Source organism: Marinomonas algicola (assembly GCF_014805825.1).
GTDB classification, from domain to species: domain Bacteria; phylum Pseudomonadota; class Gammaproteobacteria; order Pseudomonadales; family Marinomonadaceae; genus Marinomonas; species Marinomonas algicola.
In genome coordinates this window covers 1,037,257-1,050,753 of sequence record NZ_CP061941.1, presented here as the reverse complement: position 1 = coordinate 1,050,753, position 13,497 = coordinate 1,037,257, and the positions used below count along the sequence as shown (strand labels likewise).

11 protein-coding genes are annotated in these 13,497 nt (G+C 41.3%); 2 read left to right on the top strand and 9 right to left on the bottom strand.

Features of this window, described 5'->3' with window-relative positions; all coding sequences use genetic code 11:
* Window positions 1-2 precede the first annotated feature (2 nt).
* The 9 genes from bamA to rpsB form a co-directional block, all read right to left on the bottom strand.
* The gene (gene bamA / locus IEZ33_RS04720) at window positions 3-2,318 is read right to left on the bottom strand and encodes an outer membrane protein assembly factor BamA (RefSeq protein ID WP_191602556.1); all 2,316 of its coding nucleotides are present in this window, start codon (window positions 2,316-2,318) and stop codon (window positions 3-5) included.
* 11 nt (window positions 2,319-2,329) lie between these two features.
* Entirely contained in the window at window positions 2,330-3,676 is a 1,347-nt protein-coding gene (gene rseP / locus IEZ33_RS04715) for an RIP metalloprotease RseP (RefSeq protein ID WP_191602555.1), read from the bottom strand.
* Window positions 3,673-4,851, bottom strand: a complete 1,179-nt coding sequence (gene ispC / locus IEZ33_RS04710; protein ID WP_240009632.1) for a 1-deoxy-D-xylulose-5-phosphate reductoisomerase — start codon at window positions 4,849-4,851, stop codon at window positions 3,673-3,675. Before ispC ends, rseP begins: the two co-directional genes overlap by 4 nt.
* The gene (locus IEZ33_RS04705; protein WP_191602553.1) at window positions 4,848-5,651 is read right to left on the bottom strand and encodes a phosphatidate cytidylyltransferase; all 804 of its coding nucleotides are present in this window, start codon (window positions 5,649-5,651) and stop codon (window positions 4,848-4,850) included. The genes ispC and IEZ33_RS04705 overlap by 4 nt, the downstream gene beginning before the upstream one ends.
* Window positions 5,652-5,653: 2 nt before the next feature.
* Window positions 5,654-6,385 (bottom strand): isoprenyl transferase, encoded by a 732-nt coding sequence (locus tag IEZ33_RS04700; RefSeq protein ID WP_191602552.1) that lies wholly within the window; start codon window positions 6,383-6,385, stop codon window positions 5,654-5,656.
* A 58-nt stretch (window positions 6,386-6,443) separates the two neighbouring features.
* Window positions 6,444-7,001, bottom strand: coding sequence for a ribosome recycling factor (frr, locus tag IEZ33_RS04695; RefSeq protein WP_191602551.1), 558 nt, complete (start codon window positions 6,999-7,001; stop codon window positions 6,444-6,446).
* 7 nt (window positions 7,002-7,008) lie between these two features.
* Complete coding sequence (gene pyrH / locus IEZ33_RS04690) at window positions 7,009-7,731, bottom strand: UMP kinase (protein WP_191602550.1); 723 nt, start codon at window positions 7,729-7,731, stop codon at window positions 7,009-7,011.
* A gap of 119 nt (window positions 7,732-7,850) precedes the next feature.
* Complete coding sequence (tsf, locus tag IEZ33_RS04685; protein ID WP_191602549.1) at window positions 7,851-8,711, bottom strand: translation elongation factor Ts; 861 nt, start codon at window positions 8,709-8,711, stop codon at window positions 7,851-7,853.
* Between the two features lie 76 nt (window positions 8,712-8,787).
* The gene (rpsB, locus tag IEZ33_RS04680) at window positions 8,788-9,531 is read right to left on the bottom strand and encodes a 30S ribosomal protein S2 (protein ID WP_191602548.1); all 744 of its coding nucleotides are present in this window, start codon (window positions 9,529-9,531) and stop codon (window positions 8,788-8,790) included.
* A 319-nt stretch (window positions 9,532-9,850) separates the two neighbouring features.
* Between rpsB and map the strand changes: the two genes are divergently transcribed.
* Complete coding sequence (map, locus tag IEZ33_RS04675; protein ID WP_191602547.1) at window positions 9,851-10,702, top strand: type I methionyl aminopeptidase; 852 nt, start codon at window positions 9,851-9,853, stop codon at window positions 10,700-10,702.
* Window positions 10,703-10,798: 96 nt separating this feature from the next.
* Window positions 10,799-13,489 carry a [protein-PII] uridylyltransferase gene (gene glnD / locus IEZ33_RS04670; protein WP_191602546.1) on the top strand — a complete coding sequence of 897 codons (2,691 nt, stop codon included), beginning with the start codon at window positions 10,799-10,801 and terminating at the stop codon, window positions 13,487-13,489.
* Window positions 13,490-13,497 lie beyond the last annotated feature (8 nt).

The window sequence follows — 13,497 nt, the reverse complement described above, 5'->3', positions numbered from 1 at the left end:
CCCTAAAACGTTGTACCTAACTGAAATTGAAAGAAGTCGGTTGAGTCACCGGACTTAGAGTTAAGCGATTTGGCAAAGTTAAATGATAAAGGTGCAATTGGGGTAATCCAAGTCCAATTCAAACCAATACTATAACGTATTTCATTAAAATTAACGCCTTCGCTACATAGATCATTTCCTTCGAAGCAATTTTCTGTAAACACATTACCTGCATCCAAAAAGAGTGATGTTCTCACTGATTTATGATCTTCGACCATAGGAAGAGGGAAAATAAACTCGGCCGTTGCCGCCATTAGGATATTACCACCGATTGAAGACGGTGATTCAAGGCTGCCTGAAGGATAGGAGTTCTTAGGACCCAAAGACGATCCTTCAAATCCCCTTACTGTAGAGCTACCACCAGCGAAGTAGTTTTCAAAGAAAGGCAACTCTTCCGAGTCCCCATACCCAAACCCATAGCCCGCACGTCCTTTCAAACGAAACAGCCATAAATTAGAATCGCTTAGATTCCAATACTTTTGAGTATTAAGGTCTATTTTACCGTACTGCTGATCTCCTGCCGGTAAAGCAAGGTTAAAACTTAATTTTGTTGAATAACCATCCGTAGGTAATACGCCACCAATTAAGTCATTATCTGTCCATGTTAAATTACCGATTAGGTCGTTATAAGAGTTTCCGTGCTCTGATACATAAGAAAAGGTTTCATTAGATGGTGCCGCACCTAATGCCACGGTTGTTTCTTTTACCGTAACACCAAAACTTAAACGCTGAGTGTCCGTTAAAGGATAACCAAAACGAACACTGGCGCCGATAACATCTAGATCATAGTCTTCAACATCATCATCATCGTGATCACTCACTTGATAAAATAAATCGAAACCACGACTCACCCCATCCACTGTAAAGTATGGGTTATCATAAGATAAATTGTATTCTTGTGATTGATTGGAACGATTGGCGTTAAAAGACAACTTATTACCCGTTCCAAGAAAGTTACGCTTGGAAATACCGAAGCCCAGAACCGTACCACTTTCTTGAGAATAGCCGACGCTTGCTTGGATGCTGCCAGATGCTTGTTCTTCAACCGTAATATTTAAATCAACTTGGTCTGTTGTCCCAGCTACTGGCACTGTCCTTAAATCAACTTTTCCAAAGAAGCCCAAACGCTCTAAGCGACGTTTCGAAGATTGAATTTTAGAATGACTTGCTAAGCTGCCTTCAAACTGGGTAATTTCCCGTCTTAACACTTCATCCGTGGTTTCATTATTCCCACTAAAACTAATGCGTCTAACATACACTTGAGGACCTGGTGTTACATGATAAGTCAGTTTCAACCTATGATCGCCTAATTTCTCAGGGATCAAATTAACATTCGTAAACAAGTAACCTTCATCGCCTAAAAGGGTAGAAATACGATCCATGGTTGAAGTGGCTTCTTTTCTTGAGAAAAGGTCTCCCGCTTTCTGAGTAACCTGTTCTAAAACCTTATCTTCAGGAAGAATCAAACTACCATTTAATGCTATATCATCAATAATGTAAGGCGCACCCTCTTCAATATTGATCACGATATAGACATGCTTTTTATCGACAGATAGACTGACCTGACTTGAGATCAAATTAAAATCTAAATAGCCTCGATCAAGGTAAAAGCTTCTAACTTTCTCTAAATCACCTTGTATTTTTTGCTTAGCGTATTCGTCTGCGCTGCTGAAAGGATTAAAAAAGCCCGTCTCTCTTGATTCAAAGAAACGCGTCACCTCTTCGTCAGTAAAGGCGGTATTACCTACTAAATTAATATGAACAATTTTTGCCGTCGCGCCTTCAGAAATATTCACATTCACCTTTACTCGGTTACGAGACATTGGGCTTATTTGTAAATCCACTTTGGCACTGTAACGACCCAAAGCATAATACTGGCGCTGTAACTCTTGCTCTATTTGATTCAACGAATCGGGTTTATAAATTTCACCGACTTCTAAGCCAGAAGATTTCAAGCCTCTTTTCAAATCTTCTAGAGGAATGAGGTCGTTGCCTTCAATAACCAAATCACCAATAGACGGACGCTCAACAACGTTAAAAACCAGCAAGCCATCATCTTCTAAAACGTCGATATTACTAAAATAGCCCGTATCAAAGAGCTGCTTGATCGCTTGATGCACTTGATCGGAATCATAAGCCTGACCCTGCTGAAAACCAATAACTTCAAATGCCTTAGCGGGTAGCATTTTAACCAACCCATCTACTCGAACATCTTCTATATTTTTGGACAGGCTATGTGCACTTAATACGCTTAAGAATAACGCAATAAAAAACTTCACCAACAACCTCTCTAAAGTCGCGCAATATCATTAAAAACGGCAACAGCCATTAATGTAAATAAAAGGGATGCACCTATTTTATAGGCAAAAATTTGAATACGTTCAGAAACAGGTTTTCTCCGAATCGCCTCAATACTAAAAAACAATAAATGACCACCATCAAGCATAGGTATAGGCAATAAATTTAAAACGCCTAAACTGACACTTAAGTAAGCCAAAAACGTCAAAAACGACTGCACTCCAGAATCGGCAGATGAACTGGCGACCTTAGCAATGGTGATAGGCCCCGACAAATTATCTATTGATATAAGCCCTTTAACCATTTTAATCACCGAGAAAACAGTCAGCTTAATCATCTTCCATGTTTGCTGCACGCCATAAACCATCGCTGACCAGGGAGAGTATTCGATTGTTTTATACCAATTTTCGCCTAACTCTACCGGTTTCACCCCAAGACCAACATAACCAACAAGCCCCTGATCTGTCTCTTTTGCAGAAGGCTTTAAGGTAAGCGATTTTACTTCATCTTGCCTAATAAGATCTAACTGTATATCGATATTAGGGTTCATTTGAACTACATTTACAAAATCTAGCCAATTCTCTATAAATTCGCCGTTAGCTGAGACAATTTCATCTCCCTTTAAGATACCCGCACGATCCCCTGCACCATTTTCAATAACCTTATCGATTGCAGCAGGAATAACAGGACGCCTAGGCAATAAACCAAAAGCCGCGATTAAATTGGATATTTCGCCACCCTTTAACCACTCAGAAAGATCGACTGTTTCAGTATAAGTACGACCAGAGTCTACCCCTAAATACTCAACTGAAACGGTGCTACTCTGACCGACTAAAGAAGCTAATACTAGATTAATCTCTTCCCATGACCTCACTTCCTGGTTGTTTAACTTAACAACCTCATTCCCAGGGCCAATTTGCAAAGCGGACACAGGCGATCCCTCAACGACGGAACCCACCACTGGACTAAGAGATTGAAGTCCCATTAAAGCAACACAAAAATAAAAGAAGATAGCGAGAATAAAGTTAGCCAAAGGACCCGCGGCCACAATCAAAAACCGTTGTGACACACTTTTTTGATTAAATGCTAAGTGTTTTTCGTTAGCCGCAACATCGCCCTCTCTTTCATCAAGCATGCGTACATAACCACCAAGGGGAATCATGGCCAAAGTGAACTCAGTGCCTTGTTTATTAACGTAAGTATAAATAGGTTTGCCAAAACCGACTGAAAAACGCAGTACCTTAACACCACAACGACGAGCAATATAATAATGTCCAAACTCGTGGAAGGTAATTAATATACCCAAAGCAACGGCAATAGATAAAATGGTTTGAATCACAAATATTTCCCAGATTGAACGAAGGTTTGCGCTAATTTGCGCGCTATTCTATCGCCTTCAAAAACCTTTGCCAAATCAGTAACCGGAAAGACTGGCAATTCGTTTAAAACACGAGCATTTATAGTAGCAATATCTAAGAAGCCGATTTGTTTTTTTAGAAACGCGTCAACCGCAACTTCATTTGCGGCATTTAAATGGGCCATGGCGGTTCCACCCATAAACCAAGCATCAGCCGCCAATTTTAAATTCGGAAAACGCACTAAATCAGGTTGACTAAAATCAAGAGTGGCTACATCCATTAAGTTCAATTGAGCCACTTCTGTCGTAATTCTATTTGGCCAAGACATACCATAAGCAATAGGCACCTTCATATCTGGCACTCCCATTTGAGCAATCACAGATCCGTCTTCGTAGGAAACCATAGAGTGGATAATACTTTGGGGATGCACAACCACATCAATATCATTGGGCGTCATGTCAAACAACCAACAAGCCTCGATTAACTCCAACCCTTTATTCATTAAGCTTGCGGAATCAATTGAAATCTTTTGCCCCATGGACCAATTTGGATGGTTACAAGCCTGAGACGGCGTCACCTTCTTCATATCCTCTAAAGACCAATCTTTAAAAGGGCCGCCTGAAGCCGTTAACAAGAGTTTTGATACATGGGATTTACTGAAACCATGATCATCCTGAGGGAGGCATTGAAAAATAGCATTGTGTTCACTATCAATAGGCATCAAAGTCACTCCGTAGCGAGCCACTTCATCCATAAATAACTTACCCGCGGTTACCAGAGATTCCTTGTTGGCCAATAAAATACGCTTTTTCGCACGAATAGCCGACAGCGTCGGCTTTAACCCTGCAAAGCCCATAATAGCGGCCATAACCTGATCAACTTCTGCAGCAGAAGCGATACGACACATGGCCTCTTCACCCCATTCAAACTGAATGTCAAGGCCCTTACAACGACGAGCTAATTCATCTCGAGATTCTGAGTCCCCCATCACGGCAACCTTCGGTCGAAAAGTGTCGCAAATATAGGCCATCTTGCCTACATTTGTATTCGCAGCAACGGCAAACAAAGAGAATTTTTCAGGGTGTTGACGAATGATATCTAAGGTACTGTCCCCAATAGACCCTGTCGCCCCAAGCAAACAAATTGACTGTTTCACAACCACCCAGCTACCCCGAGAAGTATCACAAAAATTGGAGAGGCTGATGTCAAACTATCCACACGATCTAATACACCACCATGCCCAGGGATAAGTTGACTGGAATCTTTTACACCTGTGTGGCGTTTAAACAAGCTCTCTGTTAAATCACCTAACACAGAAACCAAAACTGTAATCAAAGAAATCACAGATAACATCAACCATGAAACGAGTGAGAAATCTTGTAAGACACTAAAAAGAACAACGCCAAATTGAGTTAATAAAATACCGCCACATACGCCTTCCCATGATTTTCCAGGACTGACATGACGAGCTAGTTTTGTCTTACCAAAACGTTTTCCAGCAAAATAAGCACCGGTATCAGCCCCCCAAACAAGTCCCATTAATAACAGAATCCACGTTATGAAATTCGTGTGATCTTTTAATACAACAAAAGCCGACCAGGTTGTTACCAGTATGGTCATGCCGAAAATAAGTCGTACCGTTGAATGCTTCCATAATGATTCTTTTGGATACTGAGATACCCAAAACAATGCCGCCCCCCATAAAAAAGGGGCCACATACAAAACATAAGGTTCCAAGAAAAAAATATGGACTCCATAAAGCATGGTACCAGTCATGCCCGCAAACGCGAGGCGACCGACCTGAGTAAGTAGGTCGGATAAACGAGCCCATTCCCAAGCGGCAATCATAACAACACACCCAAGAGACAGCATAAAACCTGTTTTATCTAAAACAAACAACCCGAATAGAAAAGCCAATACCATCGCAATGGCACTCAATACTCTTGGTAATAACATAATTAACGTCCACCATATCGACGTTGACGACCATGATAAACAGACAGAGCTTCATCAAAATGCGTCTTATCAAAATCAGGCCAAAGAACAGGTAAAAAAACAAACTCAGAATAAGCCGTTTGCCAAAGTAAAAAGTTACTCAAACGCTCTTCACCCGACGTTCGAATAAGTAAGTCAGGAGGAGGCAAATCGGCTAACTGAATGTGTTCACCAATTTTTTTTTCATCGATATCATCAATTGAAATTTCTCCTTCCAAAACAGATTGACATAAGCGCTTTGCGGCTTGTGTAATATCCCAACGCCCGCCATAATTGGCGGCAATGATTAGAGACATGCCAACATTTGATGCTGTCTCTGATTCAGACAATCTAATTTGCTCTTGTAGCGCGGTGCTAAATTGAGATAAATCACCAATTACTCTCAATCGAATATTATGTTCTTTTAACCGTTTTGCCTCTTTTTTCAGAGAACGCATAAAGAGCGACATCAAGCCTTCAACCTCAACTTTAGGCCGCTGCCAATTCTCACTAGAAAAAGCAAATAAGGTTAAAACCTTAACCCCAGCTTCTGCGGCCGCTTCAACTGTTCGACGAACAGCTCCTGCACCGGCCTTATGTCCTGCGACGCTAGGCAAAAGCTTCTTCTTTGCCCAGCGATTATTACCATCCATAATAATAGCAATATGAGCTGGAGCAAGAGAGCTGACATAATCGCTCGTGGAAGTTTGAGACATAGTATTATCCAATCAAATGCAAAAAGCGGGACATAAAAACACCGCCCCGCCAATCACGTTAGATTTCCATTAGATCTTTTTCTTTTAGCGTTAAACGTTCATCAACACTTGAGACATATTTATCCGTCATTTTTTGAACTTGATCTTGTCCACGACGATCTTCATCTTCAGAAATTTCTTTTTCTTTTACCAAGTCTTTTAAGCTACCATTCGCATCACGACGAATATTACGAATAGCTATACGACCATTTTCAGCTTCAGCTCTAGCTTGCTTGATGTAGTTTTTACGCGTTTCTTCTGTCAAAGCCGGCATAGGTATACGAATCAAGTTTCCTGTTGTTGACGGATTCAACCCCAAGTCAGATTTCATAATGGCTTTTTCAATCTCTGGTACTAGGTTACTTTCCCATGGAGAAATACCTAAAGTACGAGCATCTTCTACTGTGATATTTGCAATTTGGTTTAAGGGAGTTTCTGAACCATAGTAGTTCACTTTTACTGGATCAAGAATGCTCGGATGAGCTCGCCCTGTACGAATTTTTTTAAATGCCGTCTCAACTGATGATACCGCTTTTGCCATTCGGTTTTCGGCATCTTTAAGAATTTCGTTAATCATAATAACCTCACTTAATTACTGTACCTTCATCACCACCAACCATGATGTTGATCAACGCACCAGGTTTATTCATATTAAATACGCGCACAGGCATATGATGATCTCTTGTCAAACAAATGGCCGTTAAGTCCATGACCCCTAATTGTTTTTCTAATACCTCATCATAACTTAAAGTATCATATTTTACAGCATCAGGCTCTTTCATTGGGTCAGCAGAATACACGCCATCCACCTTTGTTGCCTTCAAAACAACGTCCGCATCAATTTCAATACCACGTAAGCAGGCGGCAGAGTCAGTGGTGAAAAATGGATTACCCGTACCCGCTGAAAATATTAAAACATCACCTTCTTTCATCAAACGCATCGCTCGACGTCTATCATAGGGCTCAACAATACCTGTCATGGTAATTGCCGACATGACACGCGTCGCGATATTTGCTCGCTCTAGCGCATCACGCATTGCTAACGCATTCATTACTGTTGCCAACATCCCCATATGATCACCGGTCACCCGGTCCATACCCGCTTCACTTAATGCCTGACCACGAAATAAATTACCACCACCTATTACAATTCCTACCTCGACACCGATACCACGGAGTTGACCGATTTCTAAAGCAATGCGATTCAAGACCTTAGGATCGATACCAAACTTCTCATCCCCCATCAAAGCTTCACCACTGAGTTTCAACAGGATTCTTTTGTATTGTGCGCTTTTAACTTTAGGCATATTCTCACCTCTGATTGGGAATAATTTTAGCAAACTAAACATTTAACGAAATATGAAAGTGATAGCTATAAAAAGGGGCAGTCAAGCTGCCCCTTTTAAATAGACGAATTCGTTAAGAATTAGCCTTTAAGCTGTGCAGCAACTTCAGCCGCAAAATCAACTTCTGCCACTTCAACACCTTCACCCACTTCTAAGCGAATGAAAGACGTAATTGTAGCGCCAGCGTCTTTCACTAATTGACCCACTTTAACATCTGGGTTTTTAACGAAAGGCTGTTCAACCAAGCTATTTTCAGCCAAGAATTTCTTCATACGGCCAACGATCATTTTGTCAACAATCTCAGCTGGTTTGCCTGCCATATCAGGCTGCGCACGAATAATCTCTTCTTCTTTAGCCAGCACGTCAGCAGGCATATCATCACCACGTACAACGCGCGGAGATACAGCAGCAACATGCATAGAAATGTCTTTAGCCAATTCAGCGTCACCGCCGTCAAGCTGTGTCAATACAGCAATCTGACCGTTTCCATGTAAATAACCACCAACCAAACCGCCTTCAATTACTACAATGCGACGAGGGGAGATGTTTTCACCAATTTTTTGAACCAGTGCTTCACGCAATTGGCCAATTTCACCCGTTAGCAAAGCGGCCACATCCGTTTCTTTTGTTTCAAAAGCCACGTCAGCCACTTTATTTGCAAAAGCAATGAAGCCAGCATCACGACTAGCGAAGTCTGTTTCTGAGTTTACTTCAACCAAAACGCCATAAGAGTTATCTTCTGCAAGACGCAAAACCATAACACCTTCAGCGGCAGTACGACCAGCCTTTTTAGCGGCCTTCATACCACTTGTTTTACGAAGCTCTTCAATTGCCGCTTCGATATCGCCACCAGCAGCAACAAGTGCTTTTTTACACTCCATCATGCCAAGACTAGTACGTTCACGAAGCTCTTTTACCAATGCTGCAGATACTGCTGCCATGTTCAATCCTCTCAAATACGAATTCAAATTTAAAAAAGGGGGGCGATGCCCCCCCTTTCGAAACTAGAGCAAGCTATTAATTAGCTTCAACTTCAGCAGCTTCGTTTACTTCAACAAACTCATCGGCTGTACCAGCTGCCGCACCGCGACCTTCTAGAACAGCATCCGCGAATGCCGTAACGTACAACTGTACCGCACGAATCGCATCATCGTTTGCAGGGATGATATAATCGATACCATCTGGATTACTGTTAGTATCAACAATACCGATAACAGGGATACCTAACTTGTTTGCTTCTTTGATCGCAATACGCTCATGATCAACATCAACAACAAAAAGAATATCTGGCAAGCCGCCCATATCCTTGATACCACCCATAGAAAGCTCAAGTTTTTCAAGCTCACGAGTACGCATCAACGCTTCTTTCTTAGTCAGTTTTTCGAATGTACCATCAGTCATTTGACCTTCAAGTTCACGCAAACGTTTGATAGAAGCACGGATGGTTTTGTAGTTAGTCAACATACCACCTAACCAACGGTGATTTACGTATGGCATAGAAGAACGAGCCGCTTGCTCTTTAATTGTCTTCGATGCAGCACGCTTAGTACCAACAAACAAAACTTTGTTTTTGTTTTCAGCCATTTTCTTAACTAATGCCAATGCATCGTTAAGAGCTGGAACAGTGTGCTCCAAGTTGATGATATGAATCTTGTTACGAGCGCCAAAAATGAAAGGTTTCATTTTTGGGTTCCAGTAACGAGTTTGGTGACCAAAGTGAGATCCAACCAATAACAGGTCGCGCATAGAAACTGTAGGCATTTTACTATCCTTTAAATATTTGGGTTATTATCGCTTACCAACTAAAGGCTTCAGCCAGACAAGGTTTAAAGCAACCATTGGCACCCTAGAAGCCTTACTCAACAGCAGCAAGGTCGTTAATATAATGAATTATGCTTTTGTTTGAATTTTGTCATTCTTCACAAAGCGGGCGTTTTATACCATAAAACAGACAGAACCAAAAGCATTAGAGGGCATTTTCAAACATTAAATGGTATTTTTTTATAGAGAATAGGGAGGATTCTCAACCATAAGTGATGTAGAATGATTGTCATATTCACTTTAAAATCTATATAAGACTATGAGCAACGAAACACTAAAAAAAATTGAAGAATTGACTGTAAATGGTCGCGTAGAAGTTCCCAAGGCCACACCTAGAAAAGCCGCAACACGTTTTACAGATATAGCCGATTTAGAGGGTATGCGCTTAGCAGGCAAGTTAGCCGCAGACGTTCTTTTAATGATTGAAGAATATGTTGTACCTGGCGTAACAACGGATCAACTTGATATTATTGCGCACAACTACATGGTTACTGAACAGGGTTGTATTCCTGCTCCCCTTAATTATCACGGCTTTCCCAACTCAATCTGCACATCGGTTAATGATGTAATTTGTCATGGTATCCCCTCTAAAAAAACCTTGAAAAAAGGCGATGCCGTTAACATTGACATTACTGTTATTAAAGATGGTTATTATGGTGATACCAGTAAAATGTTTTTTGTTGGTGACGCCCCTGTGCATCTGCAGAGACTCTGTAAAGTGACTCAGGAATGCCTCTACTTAGCCATTAAAATGGTAAAACCTGGCACTCGCCTAGGCGATATTGGTGCAGCCATCTCAGCTCATGCCCACAAAAATAATTACTCTGTCGTTGAAGAATATTGTGGTCACGGATTAGGCACGACATTCCATGGAGAACCTCAAGTTCCTCACTATGGGAAACCTGGTACGGGCTATGTTCTAGAGGAAGGCATGACCTTCACAATTGAGCCAATGATCAACGCGGGTAAAAAGCAGGTAAAACATACCGGTCCTGACAACTGGATCGCCAAAACAAAAGACGGCCGCATGTCGGCTCAATACGAACACTCTCTTTTGGTTACTGCAGAGGGAGTTGAAGTATTAACAAAGCGACCTGGCGAACCATTTTAAATCATATATACGTTATGATCGCGGTGCGAACTTATTTTAGGAGACGCATCGCGCATTTTTCAATGCGACTTTACATCCGATCTTAGAGGCTACTGCATGGAGTTCCCCGTTTTTCCAGACACACCTCCGCTTTTAACACCTGAAGAGCAAATTGAACTTACAAATCCTCTTTGCTCCGCAAATCGTTACAAGCAAATACTCGAATCAAAAACAGCCATTTATAATGACCTATTTAACACGTTATACCCAATTGAAAAGCTGGTTAAAGGTCGAGCGCTGCTTATCGATGAAATCTTAAAAGCAATCTGGATAGCAAACAACTTAGACAATAACGACAATATCAGCCTTATTGCTGTAGGTGGTTATGGTCGTAGTGAACTGCACCCAAACTCGGATATAGATGTACTTATTCTTTTGAAAGAAAGAGACTCCCAGCTTAACGCTTCGCTTGAGTCCTTCATCACGTTTCTTTGGGATATCAATTTAGATATAGGTCACAGTGTTAGAACCATTGACGAGTGTGTCAGCTTAGCCAGTGAAGACATAACCATTATTACTAATTTAATTGAAGCCAGGCCGCTTTATGATCCTGCTGATCTACTGGAGACACTAAAACCCAAAATAGATACCACAATCATGTGGGACGGCCACAATTTTTACCAAAGCAAGCTAGAAGAGCAGAAGCTCCGACACGAAAAGTATCAAAATACAGCCTACAATTTAGAGCCCAACTTAAAAGAATGCCCTGGAGGCCTTCGGGATATCCAGGTAATTGATTGGGTGGCAAAACGCCTTTTAGGAACACATAGACTAAGAGAGCTCGTGCAAAAATCCTTTCTTTCAGAAGATGAGTATTTGCAAATCAAAGGTGCGGTTGGCAACCTTTGGCGCATAAGATGGGCCCTCCATACCATTACCGGTAGAAAAGAAGACCGTTTACTTTTCGACCACCAAAGAACCTTAGCGCAATTATTTGGCTTCAACAGCGATGACCTAAAACGCAATGTTGAGCGCTTTATGCAAGGCTATTACCAAAGTGTGGCCGCAATACAGCAACTTAACGACATGCTTCTACAACATTTTGAAGAGTCTTTTTTAGATCTTGATGAACACGCCAACATCACCATTATCAATGACCGGTTTCAAACCTTTAACGGTCAATTAGAACTACGCGATCCAAACACATTCTCAACAACGCCGTCCTCTATGCTCGAAATTTACGTCATATTAGGCACATTAGAAGAGACTAAGGGCATGCGTGCCAGCACCATGCGGGCATTAAGAGACAACTTAGATAGGATTGATGATGAATTCAGAAACGCCCCCGTCAATACTGCTCTATTTATGGACATTATTGCCAGCCCTTACAACCTAACGTCTTTACTTAGATCCATGAAGCACATTGGCTTACTTGGGCGTTATTTACCTGAATTTGGCGCCATAATAGGTCAAATGCAACACGACTTATTTCATATATATACTGTAGACGCTCATACATTACAGTTAGTTGAAAACCTCAGAAAAATGCTTCAGCCTGAAGCAAGACAGCAATTTCCCATCTCCTCTCAAGCTATAAGACATCTATCAAAAGTTGAACTCTTGTATATTGCAGGCTTATATCATGATATTGCGAAAGGTCGTGGTGGTGATCATTCCATTTTAGGTTGCACAGATGCAAGAGAATTTTGCATTCGCCATGGTCTTAACAAACACGACACAGAACTTGTGGTATGGCTTGTTTTACATCACTTAAAGATGTCGGTCATTGCGCAAAGAAAAGACATCTCAGATCCTGAAGTGATATGGGAGTTTGCAAGCTTTGTTAAAGATCAAGAACATCTTGATTACCTCTTTATTTTAACGGTTGCAGACATTAATGCGACCAACCCAACCATGTGGAACAGCTGGCGCGCGTCACTAATGCGCCAACTTTACCTTGAAACTAAAAGGGCGCTGAGACGAGGCTTAGATTCACCGATCGACGCAGAGATGCTTAGTGATGAACACAAGCAGCGAGCCCTTGAACTTTTGATAGAGCGTAATGTTGATATTATTGATGCAGAAAATATATGGGATAATATTGAAGAAGAATATTTTATTCGTTCAAATGGTGATGAAATCGCCTGGAACACGGAAGCCATATTAAAGCATTCTCCGAGCGAAAAACCACTTGTTGCAATTAGCCCCTTAGGCGGTCGGAATTTTTCCGGCGCAAGCAAGATTTTTGTCTATACTCCGCTCACGGCCCATCTATTTGCCGTAATCGCAGCAACGCTAGAACAATTAGGACTCACTATTCTTGATGCGAAAATCAGTACATCGACAACAAAGTACAGCTTAGACACCTTTGTTGTTATGGATGATAATGATGAAGCCCCCAATTTGTATCTTGATAAAGAGCGCATATCTCTTATTAGAGAAACCTTAATCCAACAACTCAAATCCCCTTCATTATTTGAGAGTTTAATCCAACGATATACACCAAGAATTTTAAAGATTTTCAACGCACCTTCAAGCGTTAGACTAGTAAGTGAGCCGGAAGAAGTCTGGTCCGCCCTAGAAGTCATCGCGCCTGATAGACCTGGATTGCTGGCCATGATTGGACAGTTTTTTATGACACATAACATTATGCTTCATAAAGCAAAAATCGCCACACTTGGAGAACGCGTAGAAGACACCTTTTACATAACTGAGCCAGATGGCAACGTCATTATTGACCCCAATAGAATTGATGAAATCTGCACCCAGTTAAAAGAAAAAATCGATCAATTCTCGCAAAGCAAATAAATGAGAAA